This window comes from Nocardioides sp. TF02-7 (assembly GCF_022437945.1).
In the GTDB taxonomy this organism is placed as follows: Bacteria; Actinomycetota; Actinomycetes; order Propionibacteriales; family Nocardioidaceae; genus Nocardioides.
Genome location: NZ_CP092535.1, coordinates 2,377,193 through 2,397,057, shown reverse-complemented (window position 1 = coordinate 2,397,057; position 19,865 = coordinate 2,377,193). Strand labels below are relative to the sequence as shown.

Sequence of the window (19,865 nt, the reverse complement as noted above, 5' to 3'; positions counted from 1 at the left end):
GGTCAGTCGTCTCCGTACCAGAACGTGATGATGCGGCCGTTGGCGTCGAGGATCGCCCCGGGGCCGCCCGGGGTGCGGTACTTCGTGCCGACGCTGCCGTCGGCGAGCGTCACCTGCTTCGACTTGCCCGTCGGGTTCTTCGCGAACGCCCGCGCGTCCGCGGCGTACTGCTGCCGGCTGTTCCCGGCGCCGTGCTTCCCGTGGTGGTAGGCGAGGCTGTCGGCCACGCTCTTCATGTTCGGCGTTCGCCAGCCCTGCGTGTCGCCGGACGTGCCGATCTTCGGGTCCTTGGCCGGTGCGGCCTTGGCCGGCGCCGCCTGGACGGGTGCGGCCTGGACCGGGACCGCGTGAGCGGGTCCCGTGGAATCGGGGAAGAGGACGTTCACGGCGCCTCCGGGAGTCGACCACGCCTTCGGTCCTGCGGCGGCGGCCGAAGCGGGCGCGGCCGGGGCCGGGGCCGGAGCCGGAGCCGGAGCCGGTTCGTTGACCACCTCCGCCTCGACGGCCTCGGAGCCCTCGGCCTCCGCGACTTCCTCCTCCTCCGCCGCCGCTGCCCGGGCCCGCGCCGCCTTCCGACGCTGGTTCCGGCTCTTCTTCTTGCGCCGGACGCCGTCGGCGCCGGCGACGACGTGGCCGAGCTCGTGGGCCAGCACGTGCCGGCCGTCCTCGGTGGCGGGGTCGAACACACCCTCGCCGAAGAAGATGTCGGTGCCGAGCGTGAACGCGTCCGCCGAGATCGACCGGGAGATCCGCGCGGCACCGGCGTCGCGGTGCACCCGCACGTCGCCGAACGACCGCCCGAACGCCGACTCCATCGACGACCGCACGCCACCTGGCAGCGGCTGCCCGCCGCCACGCCGGCTCTCGATCTCGGCCTGGGTGCCGCCGTCGAGGACGCCGCCGGCGTCGCCGATGGCGCCGGACGGGCTGGTGCTGGCGCGCCTGATCCGGCCGTCACCGCCGTCCCCGCCGCCGGGTGGGGAGACCGGGACCCCCGGCCCCCGGGCGAGCCGCGCCAGCGCGGCGTCCGCCAGGGCGTCCGCGACGTGCTCGGCGCGGTCGTCGGCCGCCCCGACGCGCATCTCCTCGTCCCGCACCGCCCGGGTGGGCGCGGACCGTTCCTTCGCCTGGTGCTCAGCCGGCATCGAAGTCCTCCGTCTTCACCATCCGGCTCAGCTTGCGCATCTCGCCGGCGATCGCCCCGTGGATGTGGGCGGTCGAGACGGGGACCCCGTCCTCGACCGCCCGGAACGCCGCGCTGAGCACGACGTTGCGGATTTGTCCCCCGGTCAGCTCGAACCTGGACGCCAGCGTCGCGACGTCGACGTCGCCCACCGGCATCCGCCCGTCGTCGAGGTGCCGCTGCCAGATGGCGCGACGCTCCTCGACGCTGGGCTGCGTGAAGTGGACGACCTCGTGGATCCGGCGCAGGAACGCCTCGTCGATGTTGCCCGGCAGGTTGGTCGCGAGCACGACCACTCCGTCGTAGGCCTCGAGGCGCTGGAGCAGGTAGGAGACCTCGAGGTTCGCGTAGCGGTCGCGGGCGTCGCGGACCTCGGCCCGCTTCCCGAACACCGAGTCCGCCTCGTCGAAGAACAGCACCGCGTTGCCGGCCGAGGCCGCCGCGAAGAGCCGGTCCAGGTTCTGCTCGGTCTCGCCGATGTACTTGCTGACGACGGTCGACAGGTCGATCCGGTACAGGTCGAGCTCGAGGCTGTGCGCGACCACCTCGGCCGCCAGCGTCTTCCCGGTGCCGGACGGACCGGTGAAGAGCGCGACGACGCCCCGGCCGGAGGCCGTGGTGACCCCCCACTCGTCGTAGACCGTCGTGCCGTGGCGGTAGCGCCCGACCACTGACCGCAGCTGCGCGGTCTTGGCCTCGGTCAGCACCAGGTCGGACCAGCCCTTTCGCGGCCGGACCCGGTGGGCGAGCCGACCCAGCGGCCCCCCGAGCAGACGGCGCACCGCGGCGTCGACATCGCCGTCGACCGCCGGGAGGGTCGTCCGCACCAGCTCCAGCTGCGCGGCGTGGATCCGGTGGGTGTGCGGCACGTCCCCGAGCGCGGCGCGCCACTCGTCCTCGTCGACCGGGTCGTCCGCCGCGACCAGCTCGACCCGCTCGGTGGCGGGCAGCCCTGCAAGGGGAAGCTCGTCGCGGCTGGTCAGCACCCAGCGCAGGTGGGTCGCACGCTCGACCCACCGACGACCGTCGGGGGACAGGCCGCCGTCGCCGAGCTCGACCACGAGCGCGGCCCCGGTGATGGTCGCCTCCCGCACCAGCGCCGCCCAGCCAGCGTCGTCGGCCGGGGCGGTGCCGACCAGCAGCGAGGACGCCGGGCAGTGCCGGACGCCCAGGTCACGGCGGCGCACCTGGTCGGGACCACTCACCAGCACCAGCGGCGGCGCGGCGACCGCGTCGGGGTCGCCGGGGACGGCCCGGGTGCCGAGCGGCAGGTCGGGGTCCGGAGCCGGGTCACCGGCGAGCGCCCAGACAACGCCCGGCGCGAGCTGCACCTCGCTCGCCGCCCAGGTCGGGCCGCGTCGCACGTCCACGAGAGCCGCTCGGACCAGCGGTGAGGCCGGGCCGACCGCGGCGGCGCACCGGGACACGCCGCCCAGCAGTCGAGCGGCCGCGCCGAGGGTGACCGGCCCCGGTCGGCCGGAGCCGCTCAGCACGCCGACCTGTGCCGACAGCGCCGTGTCGACCTCGGCCGCCACGAGCAGCGCCAGCATCTCGGCGGCGGCACCGCCCGCCCGTGCGTTCGCGCACAGCGCGGCGAACGGTGACCGGTCGGTGAGCAGTCCCTCGCGGGCGGCGTCGAGCTGGTCGGCGGTGTCCTCCGGGTCGCCGCCCTCGAGCAGGGCGAGCGCGTGGGCGACGGCTGCGTCGGCGAAGCCGAGCACCCGGTCGGGCGCACCCTCACCGGCCGTCGCGGACTCCTCGTCCGACGGCTCGATCGGCATCCTCGGTGAGATGGAGGTGACCACGGTCCTGTTCCCTGGTTGGGGCCGCCTGCGGGTCATGCTCCCGTGACCGGGCGGTGCTCGCAGCAGAACCGTGAAATTCCCCGCCCGGTCACCGGCGTGCCCGGCACGGGGTACGCCGCTCAGGTCAGCGGCAGGTAGGGCGTGAGGTCGGTGCGCTCGCCGCTGGCGTGCACCCGCCCAGAGGCGACGGCCTCGGCCCAGGTCAGCCCGCCGGTGGCGAGGGCCAGCCAGGTGCCGGCGTCGGTCTCGACGACCGCCGGCGGCGTGCCCCGGGTGTGCCGGACCCCCTCGACCACCTGCACCGCGGCGTACGGCGGCACCCGCACCTCCACGGAGCGGCCGGGCGCCCGCTCCTCGAGGACGGCCAGGAAGTGCTTGGTCAACAGCTTGAGGTCGGAGCGGGAGCCGGCGCCCTCGGCGGCGAGCCGGTCGAGCGCGGCTGCGACGTCGGCGGGGTCGGCGGGTCGGAGTCGGGCGGGCACGACGGCGAGCCTACAAAGCGGCCCGGCGCGGCAACCCGTCACAATGTCCGCCATGCGACGCTCCCCTCCGGCCCCTGCTCGGGTCCGCGCTGCTCCTCCTCGCGCCGCTGCTGGCTGCGTGCGGCGAGGACGAGAACCCCGTCCGGGTCGGCGAGGTGGTGCCTGCCCGCCACGACGACCAGTTCGAGGGGGGACGGGCGGAAGGCGTCGGTCGTCGTGCCGGTCGGCGAGCTCGTGGTGCACAGCGGCGAGCCGCTCGACACCGCGGCCGCCGAGGACACGCGCGACCTGGTGGAGCTGGCGGCCCCCGAGGGCGCCACGCTGGTGCCGATCACCTGGCAGTACGACCAGCTCTCCAAGGGCCGGTTCGACGCCTACCTCGGCACCGGCGCGACGCCGGTGGTGACGCTGGTGACCGAGGGGTCGGAGCAGCGGCTGCCGACGCCCGACCAGGACGCCGACGCCGAGTCGTTCTACGTGGTGGTCGACGGGGACGCCGACGAGCGGCGGCTCGAGGTCGAGTTCGACGGGGTCACCCAGACCGTCGACCTGCGCACCGGCAAGCGGAAGGTCGGCGCCGCGGCGCCGCTCTACGACGTGCCGGCGGGAGGGCTGCGGCACCGGTCGTGCGACGACGACCAGGTGTTCGGCGCCGGGGTGCTCGCGCAGTTCACGTGCGACGTCGACGGCCCCGCGCTCCTGCCCTACGCCGGCGGCGTGTGGGCCCCGAAGGGCAAGTCGTGGCTGGTCGTCTCGGTGACCACGCGGCTGCGCGGCTACTCGGTGGCCACCGGCCCGGCCGGCGCCGCCAACTACGTCGCCGACTCGCTCAAGGGCTCCGTCTGGCTCGACGGCCGCGCCCCCGCCCAGGTGACCGGCGGCGGCGAGGCCGACCGGTGCCCGGGCGACGTCGGCACCTGCGGCTTCAGCAAGCACCTGGTGTTCCAGGTCGACGACGACGACCGCAGGCTCGGCAAGCTGCGGATCCGCCAGACCTACCGGCTGTCGCTGCTCGGGCGGTGGGGCGCCGGGGAGGACCCCGGCGACCGGATCACCCGGACCGCGGAGAAGGAGCTCGCGCTGGGCACCCGCAAGGCGCTCCGGCGGCGCTAGCGCCCCGCGAGCAGGTCGCGGACGGCGGCCAGCCCCGTCGCCACCTCCGCGAACGACGTGCTCAGCGGCGACAGCCCGACCCGCAGGCCGTCCGGCGGGCGGAAGTCGGGGATCACGCCGCGCTCCCAGAGGTCGGCGGTCACCTGCCGGAACGCCGGGTGGTCGAGCGTGACGTGGCTGCCGCGGACCGCGGGGTCGCGCGGCGACGCCAGCCGGACGTCGTACGCCGCCAGCAGCTCGTCGGCGACGTCGACCGCGAAGGTCGTGAGCGCCACCGACTTCTCCCGCACCGCCGCGACGCCGACCTCCTCGACGAGGGCGAGCATGTCGCGCACCGGCAGCATGCCGACGATCGGCGGCGTGCCGCTCACCAGCTGCCGCACGCCGGGTGCGGGGTGGTAGCGGTCGCCCATCGCGAACGGGTCGGCCGCGCCCATCCAGCCCTGGACCGGCTGGAGCAGCCGGCCGTGGTGGCGGGCGGCGAGGTAGGCGAACGCGGGCGCGCCGGGGCCGCCGTTGAGGTACTTGTAGGTGCACCCGACGGCGAGGTCGACGCCGTGCTCGTCGAGGCCGGGGTCCAGCACGCCGACGGAGTGGCAGAGGTCCCAGAGCACGAGGGCGCCGGCGTCGTGGGCGGCCCGGGTGATCGCGGGCAGGTCCGCGATGCGGCCGGAGCGGTAGGCGACGTGGCTGAGCAGCACCAGGGCGGTGCGCTCGGAGACGGCGCCGGCGACCTGCTCGGCGGTGACCCCGGCCTCCGGGTCGGGCCGGACCCAGCGGACGTCGAGCCCCGCTCCGCAGCGACGCCCTCCACCACGAACCGGTCGGTCGGGAAGTTGTCGGTGTCGACCACGACCTCGGTGCGGCCCTCGCCCTCCTGCGCCGCGACCGCGGCGCGGACCAGCTTGTAGAGCAGCACGGTCGTCGAGTCGGCCACGACCGTCTGGCCCGGCGCCGCCCCGAGGCAGACCCGGGCGATCGCGTCGCCGAGCTCGGTGGGCGCGTCCATCCACCCCTCGTCCCACGCGCGGATCAGCCGGTCCCCCCAGTCGTGGTCGACGAACCGGGCGAGCCGGTCGCGGGTGGCGCGCAGGGGCCGGCCGAGGGAGTTGCCGTCGAGGTAGGCCACGACCCCGTCGGTGGCGACGAACCGGTCCCGGTGGTGCGCCAGCGGGTCGGCGGCGTCGAGCTCGGCGGCGCGACGAGCGATCAACGCTGCTCCCGGATCTCGGTCCGCACCGCGATCAGCTCGGGGAAGAAGGTCAGGTCGAGGGCCCGCCTGAGGAACGCGACGCCGGAGGAGCCGCCGGTGCCGGGCTTGAAGCCGATCGTGCGCTGGACGGTGCGCAGGTGGCGGAACCGCCACAGCTGGAAGGCGTCCTCGACGTCGACCAGGTCCTCCGACGTCTCGTAGAGGTCCCAGTGGCGGGTGGTGTCCTCGTAGACCTCGCGGAAAAACGGTCACCAGCTCCGGCTGCTCCACCCAGGCCCTGCTGACGTCGCGCTCGAGGACCGCGGCCGGCACCGGGAGGCCGCGGCGGGCGACGAGGCGGAGGAAGGCGTCGTAGACCGTGGGGCGTTCGAGGGCGTCCCTCAGGAACTCGTGGGCGGCCGGGTTGCCCTCGAACACCTTGAGCATCTGCGGGTTCTTGTTGCCGAGGAGGAACTCGACGGCGCGGTACTGGACCGACTGGAACCCCGACGCCGGGCCGAGCACGTGCCGGAACTCGGCGTACTCGCTCGGCGTCAGCGTCGCCAGCACCGACCACTGCTCGGTGATCGTGCGCAGGATGTGCTTGACCCGGGCGATGCTCTTGCGGGCTCGCGGCAGGTCGTCGGCGTCGAGGTAGCGGCGCGCGCCGACCAGCTCGTGCACCATCAGCTTCAGCCACAGCTCGGTCGTCTGGTGCTGCACGACGAACAACAGCTCGTCGGGGTGCGGCGGGTCGCTCAGCGGGTGCTGGGCCGACAGCAGCGTGTCCAGGTGGAGGTAGCCCGCGTAGTCCAGCGCTCCGCTGAAGTCGGTGCGTACGCCGGGCTCGAGCGGTCGGTACCCCTCCTCGGTCGACATCCGGCCACCGTATCCCGCTGCGTCAGCCGATGCCGTCGACGATGCCCCGGATCGCCGCCCAGGCGGGGCTGGCCTTCTCCACGACACCGAAGTGCCCGCCGGGCACCTCGACCAGCTCGGCGGTGGCGCCGGCGGCGACCGCCTTCGCGACGTACCCGGCGGACTGCGAGAACGGCACGACCTCGTCGTCCCGGGCGTGGACGCACCAGACGGGTACGTCGAGCGGCAGCTGCTGTGCGGGGTCGTAACGGGCGTCGTCCGGTCCGGGCGGGTGGCCGAGGAACGCCTCGACCGCGCCGTCGCCCAGGCCGTCCTCCCAGGCCGCGACCAGGTCGAGGGCCCCGGCCTGCGAGACGACGTGGGTGACCTCCACGCGGGGATCGGGACGGCCGGCCGCCCAAGTCGCGAGGTGCCCGCCCGCGGGTGGCCGAGCGCGACGACCCGGTCCAGCGCCGCCGGCGGAAGAGTGCCCCCTGCGGCGAGCTCGGCGAGGAGGTCGATCCCCGCGTCGACGTCGTCGAACGTCTCCGGTGCTCCTCCCCCGTTGCCGACGCGGCGGTACTCCAGGTTCCACGTCGCCCAGCCGCGCGCGGTGAGGTCGCGGGCCAGGGGGCGGCCGAGCAGCAGGCCGTAGCGCGCCCGCCAGAAGCCGCCGTGCACCACCACGACCGTGCCGCGCGGCGGTCCCTCCGGCAGCCGCAGCTCGCCGTACTGGCTGGCGTCGGCGCCGTAGGCGTGCAGCTCGGCGTCGCGGACCGCCGGCCGCGCCGCGCTCACTCGCCGAGGGCCGCGGGCAGGGTCGCCGTCCACGCCGCGCGCAGGTCGGTGAGCGGGACCGAGAACTGCCCGTCGACCGCGAGCTCGTCGCCGCCGGTGGTGCCGAGCTCGGCCATCGGCACGTCGTGGCGGGCGCAGAGGGCGCGCAGCTCCTCGACCTCCTCGGCCGGCACGGTGACGAGCGCGCGGGCCGTGGACTCGGAGAACAGCGCGACGAACGGGTCGTCGGCCACCGGGCCGAGGTCGACGGTCGCGCCGACGCCGCCGACGACGGCGGCCTCGACCAGCGCCTGGGCGAGCCCGCCGTCGGAGAGGTCGTGAGCGCTCGTCGCGACGCCGGCCAGGTCGGCGAGCAGCCGGGCGAGGCCGCGCTCGGCGGCGAGGTCGACCTCCGGCGGCCGGCCGCCGAGGTGGCCGTGGACCACGTGCGCCCACTCCGAGCCCGACAGCTCGTCGCGGGTCGTCCCGAGCAGGACCACCCGGTCGCCGGCGCCCTGGAAGGACGACGGCGTGCGGCGGCGTACGTCGTCGATGACGCCGAGCACCGCGACCACCGGTGTCGGCAGGATCGCCGTCTCGCCGGTCTGGTTGTAGAGACTGACGTTGCCGCCGGTCACCGGGACGCCCAGCTCGAGGCAGGCGTCCTTGAGGCCACGGCAGGCCTCGGCGAACTGCCACATCACGGCGGGGTCCTCGGGCGAGCCGAAGTTGAGGCAGTCGCTGACGGCGAGCGGCTTCGCGCCACCGGTGGCGACGTTGCGGTAGGCCTCGGCCAGGGCCAGCTGGGCGCCGGCGTAGGGGTCGAGCTTGGCGAACCGGCCGTTGCAGTCGGTGGCGACGGAGACGCCGAGGTGGGTCTCCTCGTCGACGCGGACCATGCCGCTGTCGGCGGGCTGGGCGAGCACGGTGTTGCCGAGGACGTAGCGGTCGTACTGGTCGGTGATCCACGACTTGTCGCACAGGTTGGGGCTGGCCACCAGCCGGAGCAGCGTCTCCCGCAGCTCGTCCGCCGAGCCCGGCCGCGGCAGCGCCTCGGCGGCGTCGGCCTGGAGCGCGTCCTGCCAGTCGGGACGGGCGAACGGGCGCTCGTAGACGGGGCCGTCGTGGGCGACCGTGCGGGGCGGCACGTCGACCACCTTCTCGCCGTGCCACGTGATCTCGAGCCGGCCGGTGTCGGTGACCTCGCCGATGTCGACGGCCTCGACGTCCCACTTCGCGCAGATCGCGAGGAACTCCTCGACGTCACCGGGCTCGACGATCGCCATCATCCGCTCCTGGCTCTCGCTCATGAGGATCTCCTCGGGCGACAGCGTGGAGTCGCGCAGCGGCACCCGGTCGAGCTCGACCGTCATGCCGCCGTCGCCGGCGGAGGCGAGCTCGGAGGTGGCGCACGAGAGACCGGCGCCGCCGAGGTCCTGGATGCCGGCCACGACGCCGGCGCAGAACAGCTCGAGCGTGCACTCGATGAGCAGCTTCTCCATGAACGGGTCGCCGACCTGGACGCTCGGCCGCTTGGCCGGCCCGTCGGCGTCGAACGTCTCCGAGGCCAGCACGGAGACGCCGCCGATGCCGTCGCCGCCGGTGCGGGCGCCGTAGAGGATCACCCGGTTGCCCTGCCCGGACGCCTTCGCGAGGTGCAGGTCCTCGTGGCGGAGCACGCCGACGCAGAGCGCGTTGACGAGCGGGTTGCCGAGGTAGGTCTCGTCGAAGACCGCCTCCCCGCCGATGTTGGGCAGGCCGAGGCAGTTTCCGTAGCCACCGACACCGGCCACGATCCCCGGCAGCACGCGGTGGGTGTCGTCGGCGTCGAGCGGGCCGAACCGCAGCGGGTCCATGACCGCCACCGGCCGGGCACCCATCGCGAGGATGTCGCGGACGATGCCGCCGACGCCGGTCGCGGCGCCCTGGTAGGGCTCGACGTACGACGGGTGGTTGTGGCTCTCGATCTTGAACGTGACCGCGTAGCCCTGGCCGATGTCGATGACGCCGGCGTTCTCGCCGATGCCGGCGAGCATCTTGCCCACCGGCGTCTCCTGGGGGATTTCCCCGAACTGCTTCAGGTGGACCTTGCTCGACTTGTAGGAGCAGTGCTCGCTCCACATCACCGAGTACATCGCCAGCTCCGAGCTGGTCGGCCGGCGGCCGAGGATCTCGCGGATCCGCTGGTACTCGTCCTCCTTCAGCCCCAGCTCCGCCCACGGCTGCTCGCGGCCGGGGTCCGCGGCCGCGGCCGCGACGGTGTCGGGGCCGGGCCGCGGGACCACCTGCTCCGGGGTCGGCTGGTCGGTGCCGGCGAGGTCGGGACGGGCGTTCGTTGCGGTGTCGGCCACGGGCCCCAATCTATCGAGGCGGCGCCGGACCGGCCGCATCGCGGCGGCTACAGGTCGTCGTTGACCACGACCGTGTCGAGGGGCTGGTCCGGGACCAGCGACCGCTGCCCGACGGGGAGGTCTGCGTCACCGGGCGCCAACCGGGGGCCGCCGACGAGCCGGCCGCGGTCGTCGTACTGCAGCACCGTGGCGAGCTCGTCCGGCTCGGGGCCGGCGAGCTCGAACGCGACGAACCCGTCGACGGCGTCGGCGGCGTAGGTCCGCCCGGACTCGAAGACCAGGCGGACCTCGGCGACGTTGCGGGGGAACCGGTCGGCCCAGGAGAACGTCATCGGCCCCTCCGTCGAGGCGGTGTAGCCGTTCATCTCGACCACGCCCGGGCGCGCCGGCTCGATGGGATAGGTGGAGACGACGCCCCTGCCCGGCGGCCAGCAGCTGGCAGTCCGCCCACTGGCGGCCGTCGGCGGAGAGCAGCACCGCCCGGGCGCGCTCGCCCGCGCTGTCGGAGGTCAGCACCCGGCTGCCGGCCCCCCAGTGCTCCGGCGCCAGGGCGTCGCCGGCGAGCGCGGTGCAGCGCTCCAGGACGCCCGCCGCCGGCGGCGACGGGGTGTCGGCGGCCCCGGTCGTCGTGGAGGGCGTGAGCCACCCGGCCGCGGTGACGGCGGCGGCCGCGCTCGCGGCGACGGCGCCCACGGACGCCGCGACCAGGCTGCGCCGCCGGCCGCGCGGGCGGCCCGCCTGCTGGACGACCCGAGCGGTGACGCGTGCGGCGTGCGGGGCCTCGTCGGCGCGCTCGGCGAGCGTGCCGCGGAGGAGCCGGTCGAGCTGGTCCGGCTGGCCAGGCTGGTCAGGGTGGTGGCGGTGGTCGAGGTCGGTCATCGGTGCTCCTCGGTGGTGGCGGGCGCGGTCACGGCGACGAGGGGAGGTGGCGCGTACGACGACAGCGCGGGCAGCCCGCGGAGCTGCGCGAAGGCGCGCGAGGCGAGGCTGCGCACCGTCCCGACGGCGACCCCGAGCACCACGGCGATCTCGGCGTCCGGCAGGTCCTCGTAGTAGCGGAGCACGAGGACCGCACGCTGCCGGGCCGGCAGGCCGGCGAGCGCACGCCAGGCGGCGTCCCGCTCCACGACCCCGCCGGAGGCGTCGCCCGTCGACGTCTCCGGCACCGATCCGGGCGCGAGCGGCAGCTCCCCGGCGGCCCGCCGCCGGCGCCAGCCGATGTGCTGGGTGACGACGATCCGCCGCACGTAGGCGTGCGGGTTGTCGGCCGCCTGCACCCGGTCCCACCGCTGGTACGCCTTGGTCAGCGCCTCCTGCACCAGGTCCTCGGCCAGGTGGCCGTCCCCGGTCAGCAGGTAGGCCAGCCGCAGCAGCGCCGGCGTGCGCGCCTCGACGTACGCCACGAAGTCCTCGTCCACGTCACTTCCCTCCGGTCTCCTACCTCCTTGATGCGCCGGGAGGCGGGATCCGCTGCACCGGGGGACGGCGACGCGGACGCCGGTGTCTCAGACCTCGTCCTCGAGCTCCCCCACGAGCTCGTCGAACAGCGCGCCCGTGAGGTTGTCGACGACGACCGCGCCGTACTCGATCGCGGTCGCGGCGGGGTCGAGCTGGTAGCCGCCGTCGGCCTGGGACAGCACGAAGAAGATCTCGTCGACGCCGAGCTCGTCGGCGACCCCGGACTCCGAGAGGCACCCCGTGTCGCCGTCGTGGCCGTCCTCCTCGACGGTGACACAGTCGCCGTCGACGGTCAGCGACCCCGAGCTCCCGCCGTACTCGTCGGTCGCCTCGGCGGAGAACCGGCCGCCCTCGACGACCACCTTGACCCGGCCGTCGTCGAGGTCCTCGGTGGTGAGCTCGAGGTCCTCGGCCGCCACCTCGAGGTCGACCTCCTCGCCGAAGCCCTCGTCCTCCAGCACGTCCTCGAGCACCGGCACGTAGGGTCGCAGCGGGCGGCCGAGGTCCTCGGGGAAGTTGGCGAGCAGCTGGTCGAGGTCGCCGGAGTTCACCGCCTCGACGAGGTTGGCGACGACCTCCTCCGGGTCCTCGCCGACCACCGGCTCGACGTCGTCGGCGACGGCGTCGTAGTCGGGCTCCTCGAGCTCGACGCCGTCGAGGCCGGCCTCGCGCTCGGCGTCCTCGTAGACGTAGTGGGCGACGGTGCCGAGGATCGTGACGTACCAGCGACCGTCGAGCTCGACGGACGTGAGCACCGGCTCCTCACCGTCGAACAGGTCGGCGAGGTCGCCCGACTCCGTCTGGCGGCTGCCGTCCTCGGCGAGGGAGTCGAGCCGCTCGGGCAGCTTCTCCGGGTCCCAGGTCACCTCGTAGCGACCGTCCTCGACGGTGACCCGGGCGATGCCGTCACCGATCACCTCGGTGTCGAGCTGGAGGTCGCTCAGCTCGAGCGTGATCGCCTCGGTGACGCCGTCGCCCTCGAGCAGCCCCCCTCCTCCTCGGCCCGCTCGCGGGCGGTGTCGTAGAGGTCGTCGAGGCCGTCGACCTCCGCCGGGCTCAGCATGTCGAGGACCGCCACCGGGTCCTGCTCGGCGCTGGCGAGGACCAGCTGCTCGACCGCCTCCTCCGGCGAACCCGCGCCGCCGCGCGGCCACACGAACTGCCAGATCACCACGCCGGCCGCGATCAGCGCGACCACCACGCCGCCGACGGCGAGCACCTTGGCCGTCGAGCCCCGGGCGGCGGGCGGACCGGCCGGAGGACCGGGCGGGTACGGCGGCGGGCCGGCGGGCGGGTACGGCGGCGGGCCGGCGGACGGCATCGCCGGCGCGGCCGGCGGTGGGCCGGCCGGCGGTGGGCCGGCCGGCGTGCCGGGCAGCGGCCAGGCAGGAGCCGCACCCGCCGACGGGGGCGGGGGCGGCGGGGGCGGTGGGTCGAACGGACGACCACAGGACCGGCAGGCGACGTCTCCGGCTGACCGCGGCGTGCCGCAGCTGGTGCAGAACCCCATCTCGGCTCCAACTCCTCAGGCTCGACGGATCGCGGGGCCTCAGCACCCCCGAGCGCGACGGACGCGCAGCCTAGCCATTCCCCGTCCGCGTGTCCGCGAACCTCGCGAGACCGACGATCGTCCCGACCGCGGCGGCCACCGCCGCGACCACGCCGGCCAGCGCCACCCACGCACCGGGGCCCGCCGCGGCCGGAGCGGCGCTCGTCAGCCGCAGGACGAGCGCGAGCACCGCGACCGCGCCGACGAGGGCGCTCACCAGCCGGGCGGCGCCGACCGCACGCCCCTGGAAGCCGCCCAGCCCGATCAGCACGATGCCGGCGACGGCCGGGAGCAGCAGCACCACCGCGGCCGACTGCGGAACGACGGCGTCGACGGCGCCGCGGCGTACGAGCCGGACCGCCTCGACGAGCGTCGACCGCGACAGCGCGCCGTCGGCCGTCCACGGCAGGAACAGTGCGCCGAGCCAGCACGCTCCCGCCACGACCCAGGCGAGCAGCACGACGAGGCGGGGCACCGGCCGACCGTATCCCACCGCGGCCGGCGGACGCCTTCCGTCGCCCGGCGAACTACACCGCTGTAGTTATCGCCGAACCCTGTTACTGCTGTGATTCCTGTGGTTATCGTGACTCGGCTCCCGCTTCTTCCCCCACCGAGCCCGCCCTGGAGTTGTGATGCCTGCCCGGCCAGCCGAGACGCCGACCCGCCCCGCCGACCTCCGCGCCCTCGCCCGCCGCGGCCTGCTGACGGCGGTGGTCGCGACCGTGGTGGTCGCGCTGCTGGCGGCGTTCGACCCCGGCGGCTCCCCGCCCCGCTCCGCGACGACGTCCGGCAGGTCAAGGCGCGACCCAACCCGGTGACGCCGGGCGACTTCCGCGGCTACGGCTTCGACCAGTGCCTCGCACCGACCCAGAAGGCGATGGACACCTGGCTCTTCCACTCGCCGTTCCTCGCCGTCGGCATCTACATCTCCGGCAACTCCCGCTGGTGCCGCGACCAGCCCAACCTCACTCCCCGCCTGGGTGAGCACCCAGCTTCGCAGGGGCTGGCGGCTGCTGCCGATCACCCTCGGTCCGCAGGCCTCCTGCCACCCCGGCTTCCCCCGCTACGACGACGACCCGCGGATCAACAACCGGCCTGGCGCCGACGGGATCTACCGCCCCGCCCGCCGGCAGGCTGCGCACCGAGGCCGACAAGGCCGTCGCCGAGGCGAAGCGGCTCGGCATCGTGCCGCGGAGCACGCTCTGGTACGACCTCGAGGGCTTCGACCAGACCAAGAAGCGGTGCCGCGAGTCCGCGCTCGCGTTCCTCAGCGCCTGGACCGTGCGGCTGCACGAGCGCGGCTACCGGTCGGGCGTCTACTCCAGCGCCGGCTCCGGCATCAAGGTGCTCGACGACGCCCGGGTGCGGCGTACTCCTGGGGTCACCCTCCCCGACATGATCTGGATCGCCCGCTGGGACGGGAGGGCCAACACCTCGACGTCCTACATCCGCAACGACGGGTGGCGGCCCGGCGGCCGGGTCAAGCAGTACCAGGGCGGCCACGACGAGACCTGGGGCGGCGTCACCATCAACATCGACCGCAACTACCTCGACGTCGGCCGCGGCAGCCGCGCGCCCGCCGAGCCGCACTGCGGGGGGCGTGCCGGTCGACTTCACCAACTACCCGCCGCTGCGCCCCGGCCGGAACCCGTCGGCCCGGGCGGTCACGGCGCTGCAGTGCCTGCTGTCCGAGCGCGGCCACTACCGCGGCAAGCTGCACGGGAGGTACGACGACGCGACGATCACCGCGGTCCGCGCGTGGAAGACCCGACGCGGGCTGCCCACGACCGCCCGGTTCACGCGGGCGCACTGGGTCGCGTTCCACGCCGAGGGCTGGGCGCTCGCGGCCAAGCTGGGCTCGACCGGGGCACACGTGCGCCGGGCGCAGCGGGCGCTGAACGCGGCGGACCCGGAGCTGAAGCGCCGGGTCGACGGCGTCTTCTCCGCGACCACGGCCGCCGACGTGCGCGCCTACCAGAAGCGGACCGGCCTGCGGCAGACCGGCATCGTCAACAAGCCCACCTGGGCCAAGCTGCGGGCCGGCGTGCGCTGACCGGGCTCAGGCCGGCGGGCCGGCCAGCAGCGCCAGGCCGAACAGGCCCGCCACGACGCCGAGCCCGGTCGCCATGCCGAGCAGCGGGTGCCGCACGGCCAGGTGGACCGGGCGCTCGACGCCGGTCGCCGACGCGACGGCCCGCAGCCGCCAGCGGTCGCTGAGGCCGCGCCGGCGCTCGACCCACCAGTCGAACGGGAGGGTGGCGAGCGGCGGCACCGCCGCGAGCAGCCCGACCACCGTGCGGCGCCAGCCCCACGCCTGGTCGACGGAGACCAGCACCGTGACGACGACGTAGGCCAGGAACGCCGCGCCGTGCAACGGCCCGAACACCGTGACGCCGGCGTCGGTGGTCTTCGTCGCGTACTTGAGGAACATGCCGACCAGAAGACCGGTCCAGGTGATCGCCTCGACGACCGACACGGTGCGGAACAGTGTCCGCGGCCCGAGCGCTCCGCTCACGCGAGCACCCGCTCGGCGAGCGAGGTGAAGAACCCGAGGCCGTCGGTGCCCGCCCCGGTCAGCTCCTCGACCGCGTGCTCGGGGTGGGGCATCAGGCCGACGACGTTGCCGCGCTCGTTGGCGATCCCGGCGATGTCGTTGAGCGAGCCGTTGGGGTTGCCGTCGAGGTAGCGCACCACGACCTGCCCCCTCCCCCTCGATGCGCTCGAGGGTCGCGGCGTCGGCGACGAAGCCGCCCTCGCCGTTCTTGAGGGCGATGGTGATCTCGGCGCCCTCGTCGTAGGCGGCGGTCCACGCGGTGCGGTTGTTCTCCACCCGCAGCCGCTGGTCGCGGCACACGAACTTGCGGTGGTCGTTGCGGATCAGCGCGCCCGGCAGCAGGTGGGACTCGCAGAGGATCTGGAACCCGTTGCAGATGCCGAGCACCGGCATCCCGTTCCGGGCGGCCTCGACGACCTCGGTCATCACCGGGGCGAACCGGCTGATCGCGCCGCAGCGCAGGTAGTCGCCGTAGGAGAAGCCGCCCGGCAGCACCACGGCGTCGACCCCCTTGAGGTCGGCGTCGGCGTGCCAGAGCGCGACCGCGTCGTGGCCGCCGATCCGGACGGCGCGGCGGGCGTCGACGTCGTCGAGCGAGCCCGGGAAGGTGACGACCCCGACCTTCACCTGACCGGCTCCTCGACGGAGACGGTGAAGTTCTCGATCACCGGGTTGGACAGCAGCGTCTCGGCCATCTCGTGGACCCGGGCGAGCACCTCGTCGGTGACCTCGCCCTCGACGTCGAGCTCGAACCGCTTGCCCTGGCGGACGTCGGTCACGCCGGAGAAGCCGAGCCGCGGCAGCGCGCCGAGCACCGCCTTCCCCTGCGGGTCGAGGATCTCGGGCTTCGGCATGACGGCTACGACGACTCGAGGCACGGCAGGAGTCTAGTGAGCGTCGGCCCCGGGACCGGCATCGCCGGCGGTGTGAGATCAGGCGAACGGGTCGGGCAGCGCGCCGGGGGAGGCCGGCGAGCAGCTCGCGGGCCCGGGCGGCGCTCTTGTGCTCGACGAGCACCTCGTACTTCGTCGCTACGACCTGGGTCACCGAGGAGAAGTCGCGCTGCCCCCGGGTCATCGCGTAGCCGACCAGCGCCATGACCACACCGAAGCCGGCGCCGATCACCATCGTCGACAGGATCGTCACCAGCGCCCCCTCCTCGGCGAAGATCGACAGCACGAGGCCGACGAAGAGGCCGATCCAGAGCCCGGACATCACGCCGCCCGCGGCGACCCGGCCCGTCGTCAGCCGACCGGTGATCCGCTCCACCCGCTTGAGGTCGGTGCCCACGATCATGCACTGCTCGACCGGGAACTTCTGGTCGGCGAGGTGGTCGACGGTCCGCTGCGCCGCCGCGTAGTCGTCGTAGACCGCCAGCGACTGCGGGAACTCCAGCTTGAGCGGCGACGCGCCGCCCCCCGGACGGCGAGGACAGGCTCATGCCTCCAGTGTGCCTCAGAACCGTTCGCCGGTCAGCAGCTCGTACGCCTCGACGTACCGGCTGCGGGTGCGTTCGACGACCTCCGGCGGCAGCGGCGGCGGGGCCGCCCCGGACGAGCGGTCCCAGCCGGACTCCGGCGACAGCGCCCAGTTGCGCACGATCTGCTTGTCGTACGACGGCTGGGCGCGGCCCGGCTCCCACTCCGCGGCCGGCCAGTAGCGCGAGGAGTCGGGGGTGAGCACCTCGTCGGCGAGCACGATCACGCCGTCGCGCTCGCCGAACTCGAGCTTGGTGTCGGCGAGGATGATGCCGCGCTCGCGCGCGACCTCCTCGGCTCGGGCGTAGACGGCGAGGGTGAGCGCGCGGAGCGCCTCCGCCGTGTCGGGGCCGACGGCGCGGACGACCGCGTCGAAGTCGACGTTCTCGTCGTGGTCGCCGAGGTCGGCCTTGGTGGCGGGGGGTGAAGACCGGCTCCGGGAGCCGGCTGCCGTCGACCAGCCCCGGCGGCAGCGGGATGCCGCACACCTCGCCGGTGGCGGCGTAGTCGACCAGCCCGGACCCGGTGAGGTAGCCGCGCGCGACGCACTCGACCGGGTACATCGCGAGGCGGTCGCAGACCACCGCCCGGCCCCTGACCTGCTCGGGCACGTCGGTGCTCACGACGTGGTGGGGCACCAGGTCGGCGAGCTGGTCGAACCACCACAGCGACATCCGGGTGAGGATCTCCCCCTTGTCGGGGATCGTCGTCTCCAGCACGAAGTCGAAGATCGACAGCCGGTCGCTGGCCACCATCAGCAGCTTGCCGGCGTGCGGCCCCTCGGTCAGCTCGTAGAGGTCCCGCACCTTCCCCGAGTGGACGTGGCGGGCGCCCGGCAGCGCCGGGGCGGGCGGGATGTTGGCGAGCGGCACGCGCCCAGCCTATTGAGGCGCGGCGAGGCCGGGAACGGTGCGTCCGGAGGTCAGCCGTCCGTCGCGCACCCCAGGCCCTGCCGGTAACCACGGGGGAACCGGCCGGCCACCACTGCGTCGGCGACCTCTCGCACGAGGTCGGGATAGCCGCCCTCGGCTGCCATCTCCCGCAGGACCGGCCACTCCTCGACGGTGCCCAGGGCGGCCTGGGCCTCGTCGACGGCCGCGTCGTCGCCGTCGCGCATGGCGTCGACGAACTGCGCCACCCACGCGCACGCCACGGCGCCGGCGACATCGACGCCCAGCTGGTAGCGGGTGACCTCGACCGTGCTCACGGCGGAGGCGTCGAAGTCCTGCGGCACCGGGAGCGGATCGAGCATCTCGGCCACCACGCCGGCCCGCTCGTCGTCGGTGACGAAGCCCTCGGGGAGATGGGCGTCCAGCTCGGCCGGCGCGACCGGGGTGAGCCGGGCGAGGAGCTCGCGGAACTCCGACCGCCCCATGCCGGTGCCGCGGACCTCGACCCAGAAGTCGCCGACCGCCTCGACCAGGACGGTGTGGTCGTCGCGGGAGTAGGCGAACAGCAGGGCGTCGCGGCCCAGCACCTGCAGCCGCCTGCCCTGGGCCGGGCCCTCGGCGACCTGCCCCCGGGACCCGACGTAGTCGTCGTACAGGTCGGTCGGCCGCCACACCACGTTGACCTCCGAGCCCGCAGCGCAGCCCTCCTCGCCGGCCGAGCAGACCCGCACGTACTCCAGCTCGCCGCCGTGCTCGTCCACCTCGGCGTCCTCGAGCGTCCAGCCGTCGACGTCGAGCACCGCCAGCGCGCGGTCTTCCGGAGCCACCGCGACGTCGTCCGGCCCGTTCTCCTCGCCGCCGCGCTGCTGGTCGACCCAGACCGTGCCGGCGGCGACCGCCACGACGGCGGCGGCGACGAGCGCCGACGCCCACCGCCTGCGGGGGGAAAGCGGGTCGTCCGACCGGGGCGGGCGGGTCTCGAGCGGGGCGGTGGCCATGATCTCCTCCAGGAGCTCGGCGCGACCCTCGTGGATCGGGAGCCCGGCGACGCCCGCGTCGGTGATCTTCCGGTCGCTGCTCATCGCTGGTCCTCCTTCGACGTCGCGGTGGTGGTGACACCCCGGAGGTGTCCGCCCGGCCCGGGATCGTTGCCGAGCGCCTCCCGCAACCTCGCTCTCGCCCGCGACAGCCGCGGTCGTACGACGGCGCCGGGCAGGCCGAGCACCTCGCCGATCTCCCGCGGCTCGAGCCCCTCCCACAGGTGCAGCTGCAGCACCTCCTCGTCACGGGCGCTCAATCGCGCCATGGCGGCCGTGACGTCGGCGCGGTGGACCACCTCCTCGGACAGGTCCGCGACCGCCTGCGAGAGCTGGACCCGCAGCCGCTCACCCAGCGCGGCGCGCCGTCCCTCGCCCCGGCGGTGGTTGGCGAGCACCCGTCGGGCGACGCCGTAGAGCCAGGGCCTGGTCTCCGGGCCCCTCGGCACGTGCCGCAGCCGTCGCCAGGCGACGAGGAAGGTCTCGGCAGCGACGTCGGCGGCGTCCTCGGGCCGGTCGGTGCGGCGGAGGGCGAAGCCGAGGACGGCGTCGAAGTGCTCCGCGTAGAGGCGACGGAACGTCTCCTCGCCCGCTTCAGGCTGGCTCATGACTCCCCCATGTCCGCACCGGGCCCGATCGTTGCACGGGGGTCGCCGGATCCTCCGCTCGCGGCTGGTGGCACCCTGTTGCCATGCCGGAGTCAGTGGGTGAGGTCTACCACCGGATCGTGAGGGCCACGCGGCGCGCGGCCGAGGGACAATGCCCGGAGTGCGCGAACGTCGCAGCCGAGCGGATCGTGTGGGAGGACGAGAACTGGATCCTCTCCCGCGCCGCCGACGCCGACGAGCTCGCGGCCGCCCTGCTGCTCCAGACCCGCGAGCACAGCAAGGTGGGCCAGCTCGACGACGAGCTGGCGTCGCAGTTCGGGCGGATCGCCAACCGGCTGGTGCGGATCATCGAGAACCTGCCCGAGTCGGAGTACGTCGACGTCAGCCGCTACGGCGAGTACCGCGGCCACTTCCACGTGTGGTTCCACGCGCCGTTCGCCGACGGCACCGACCGCCCGGTCGACCTCCACCAGGTCGCCACCAAGCTCGCGAACTGGGGCGGCGACGCCCGCGCCTGAACGGGCCCGCCG

The 19,865-nt window shown here is 74.6% G+C and carries 19 protein-coding genes and 5 pseudogenes; 4 read left to right on the top strand and 20 right to left on the bottom strand.

Features of this window, described 5'->3' with window-relative positions:
* Positions 1-2: 2 nt before the first annotated feature.
* From MF408_RS12305 to MF408_RS12295, 3 genes are all read right to left on the bottom strand, one after another.
* Positions 3-1,145: a DUF4157 domain-containing protein gene (locus tag MF408_RS12305; protein ID WP_240247946.1), complete on the bottom strand. Its 1,143-nt coding sequence runs from the start codon at positions 1,143-1,145 to the stop codon at positions 3-5.
* On the bottom strand, positions 1,135-2,964 hold the full coding sequence (locus tag MF408_RS12300; protein ID WP_240247945.1) for an ATP-binding protein: 1,830 nt from the start codon (positions 2,962-2,964) through the stop codon (positions 1,135-1,137). Before MF408_RS12300 ends, MF408_RS12305 begins: the two co-directional genes overlap by 11 nt.
* Positions 2,965-3,107: 143 nt before the next feature.
* Complete coding sequence (locus MF408_RS12295; RefSeq protein ID WP_240251892.1) at positions 3,108-3,470, bottom strand: sterol carrier family protein; 363 nt, start codon at positions 3,468-3,470, stop codon at positions 3,108-3,110.
* Positions 3,471-3,686: 216 nt separating this feature from the next.
* Here MF408_RS12295 and MF408_RS12290 point away from each other — a divergent pair, with 216 nt between their 5' ends.
* A complete protein-coding gene (locus tag MF408_RS12290; protein ID WP_240247944.1) occupies positions 3,687-4,583 on the top strand; it encodes a hypothetical protein in 897 nt (298 codons plus the stop codon).
* Here MF408_RS12290 and MF408_RS12285 read toward each other — a convergent pair.
* The 10 genes and pseudogenes from MF408_RS12285 to MF408_RS12240 all read right to left on the bottom strand — a co-directional run bounded on the left by MF408_RS12285 (position 4,580) and on the right by MF408_RS12240 (position 13,243).
* On the bottom strand, positions 4,580-5,596 hold the full coding sequence (locus MF408_RS12285; RefSeq protein ID WP_240251890.1) for an aminotransferase class V-fold PLP-dependent enzyme: 1,017 nt from the start codon (positions 5,594-5,596) through the stop codon (positions 4,580-4,582). The two genes, MF408_RS12290 and MF408_RS12285, sit on opposite strands and share 4 nt — an antisense overlap.
* Positions 5,597-5,792: 196 nt before the next feature.
* Positions 5,793-5,978, bottom strand: coding sequence for a tryptophan 2,3-dioxygenase family protein (locus MF408_RS12280; RefSeq protein WP_240251888.1), 186 nt, complete (start codon positions 5,976-5,978; stop codon positions 5,793-5,795).
* A gap of 295 nt (positions 5,979-6,273) precedes the next feature.
* A pseudogene (locus MF408_RS12275) lies at positions 6,274-6,654 on the bottom strand (tryptophan 2,3-dioxygenase family protein); the annotation flags it as partial.
* Between the two features lie 22 nt (positions 6,655-6,676).
* A complete protein-coding gene (locus tag MF408_RS12270) occupies positions 6,677-7,027 on the bottom strand; it encodes a hypothetical protein (protein ID WP_240247943.1) in 351 nt (116 codons plus the stop codon).
* 400 nt (positions 7,028-7,427) lie between these two features.
* Complete coding sequence (gene purL / locus MF408_RS12265) at positions 7,428-9,695, bottom strand: phosphoribosylformylglycinamidine synthase subunit PurL (protein ID WP_240251886.1); 2,268 nt, start codon at positions 9,693-9,695, stop codon at positions 7,428-7,430.
* A gap of 113 nt (positions 9,696-9,808) precedes the next feature.
* Positions 9,809-10,135 carry a hypothetical protein gene (locus MF408_RS12260; RefSeq protein WP_240247942.1) on the bottom strand — a complete coding sequence of 109 codons (327 nt, stop codon included), beginning with the start codon at positions 10,133-10,135 and terminating at the stop codon, positions 9,809-9,811.
* A 501-nt stretch (positions 10,136-10,636) separates the two neighbouring features.
* The gene (locus tag MF408_RS12255; RefSeq protein ID WP_240247941.1) at positions 10,637-11,179 is read right to left on the bottom strand and encodes a SigE family RNA polymerase sigma factor; all 543 of its coding nucleotides are present in this window, start codon (positions 11,177-11,179) and stop codon (positions 10,637-10,639) included.
* An 87-nt stretch (positions 11,180-11,266) separates the two neighbouring features.
* Positions 11,267-12,136, bottom strand: coding sequence for a hypothetical protein (locus MF408_RS12250; RefSeq protein WP_240247940.1), 870 nt, complete (start codon positions 12,134-12,136; stop codon positions 11,267-11,269).
* A 23-nt stretch (positions 12,137-12,159) separates the two neighbouring features.
* On the bottom strand, positions 12,160-12,540 hold the full coding sequence (locus MF408_RS12245; RefSeq protein WP_240247939.1) for a hypothetical protein: 381 nt from the start codon (positions 12,538-12,540) through the stop codon (positions 12,160-12,162).
* A 259-nt stretch (positions 12,541-12,799) separates the two neighbouring features.
* Positions 12,800-13,243, bottom strand: a complete 444-nt coding sequence (locus tag MF408_RS12240) for a hypothetical protein (RefSeq protein WP_240247938.1) — start codon at positions 13,241-13,243, stop codon at positions 12,800-12,802.
* Positions 13,244-13,400: 157 nt separating this feature from the next.
* On the opposite strand from MF408_RS12240, the gene MF408_RS12235 reads away from it, so the two are divergent.
* Together MF408_RS12235 and MF408_RS12230 are read left to right on the top strand one after the other, a co-directional pair.
* Entirely contained in the window at positions 13,401-13,586 is a 186-nt protein-coding gene (locus MF408_RS12235; protein ID WP_240247937.1) for a hypothetical protein, read from the top strand.
* A gap of 782 nt (positions 13,587-14,368) precedes the next feature.
* Positions 14,369-14,821, top strand: coding sequence for a peptidoglycan-binding protein (locus MF408_RS12230; protein ID WP_240247936.1), 453 nt, complete (start codon positions 14,369-14,371; stop codon positions 14,819-14,821).
* Between the two features lie 6 nt (positions 14,822-14,827).
* On the opposite strand, the pseudogene MF408_RS12225 reads toward MF408_RS12230, so the two are convergent.
* From MF408_RS12225 to MF408_RS12195, 7 genes and pseudogenes are all read right to left on the bottom strand, one after another.
* Positions 14,828-15,247, bottom strand: a pseudogene (locus tag MF408_RS12225) (DUF3817 domain-containing protein); the annotation flags it as partial.
* Positions 15,248-15,279: 32 nt separating this feature from the next.
* A pseudogene (purQ, locus tag MF408_RS12220) lies at positions 15,280-15,949 on the bottom strand (phosphoribosylformylglycinamidine synthase subunit PurQ).
* A complete protein-coding gene (gene purS / locus MF408_RS12215) occupies positions 15,946-16,200 on the bottom strand; it encodes a phosphoribosylformylglycinamidine synthase subunit PurS (protein ID WP_240247935.1) in 255 nt (84 codons plus the stop codon). Before purS ends, purQ begins: the two are co-directional and overlap by 4 nt.
* 82 nt (positions 16,201-16,282) lie before the next feature.
* Positions 16,283-16,717, bottom strand: a pseudogene (locus tag MF408_RS12210) (general stress protein); the annotation flags it as partial.
* A gap of 72 nt (positions 16,718-16,789) precedes the next feature.
* Positions 16,790-17,639: pseudogene (locus MF408_RS12205) on the bottom strand (phosphoribosylaminoimidazolesuccinocarboxamide synthase); the annotation flags it as partial.
* Positions 17,640-17,722: 83 nt separating this feature from the next.
* Positions 17,723-18,772, bottom strand: coding sequence for a hypothetical protein (locus MF408_RS12200; protein ID WP_240247934.1), 1,050 nt, complete (start codon positions 18,770-18,772; stop codon positions 17,723-17,725).
* Positions 18,769-19,335: an RNA polymerase sigma factor gene (locus MF408_RS12195; RefSeq protein WP_240247933.1), complete on the bottom strand. Its 567-nt coding sequence runs from the start codon at positions 19,333-19,335 to the stop codon at positions 18,769-18,771. Before MF408_RS12195 ends, MF408_RS12200 begins: the two co-directional genes overlap by 4 nt.
* Positions 19,336-19,454: 119 nt before the next feature.
* Between MF408_RS12195 and MF408_RS12190 the strand changes: the two genes are divergently transcribed.
* On the top strand, positions 19,455-19,853 hold the full coding sequence (locus MF408_RS12190) for a hypothetical protein (RefSeq protein ID WP_240247932.1): 399 nt from the start codon (positions 19,455-19,457) through the stop codon (positions 19,851-19,853).
* Positions 19,854-19,865: the final 12 nt, after the last annotated feature.

Bases quoted from the DNA above. Each gene is read 5' to 3' on its own strand.
- MF408_RS12305 (WP_240247946.1), bottom strand. From the start codon at position 1,145: ATGCCGGCTGAGCACCAGGCGAAGGAACGGTCCGCGCCCACCCGGGCG.
- MF408_RS12300 (WP_240247945.1), bottom strand. From the start codon at position 2,964: ATGCCGATCGAGCCGTCGGACGAGGAGTCCGCGACGGCCGGTGAGGGT.
- MF408_RS12245 (WP_240247939.1), bottom strand. From the start codon at position 12,540: ATGCCGTCCGCCGGCCCGCCGCCGTACCCGCCCGCCGGCCCGCCGCCG.
- MF408_RS12235 (WP_240247937.1), top strand. From the start codon at position 13,401: ATGCCTGCCCGGCCAGCCGAGACGCCGACCCGCCCCGCCGACCTCCGC.
- MF408_RS12200 (WP_240247934.1), bottom strand. From the start codon at position 18,772: ATGAGCAGCGACCGGAAGATCACCGACGCGGGCGTCGCCGGGCTCCCG.
- MF408_RS12195 (WP_240247933.1), bottom strand. From the start codon at position 19,335: ATGAGCCAGCCTGAAGCGGGCGAGGAGACGTTCCGTCGCCTCTACGCG.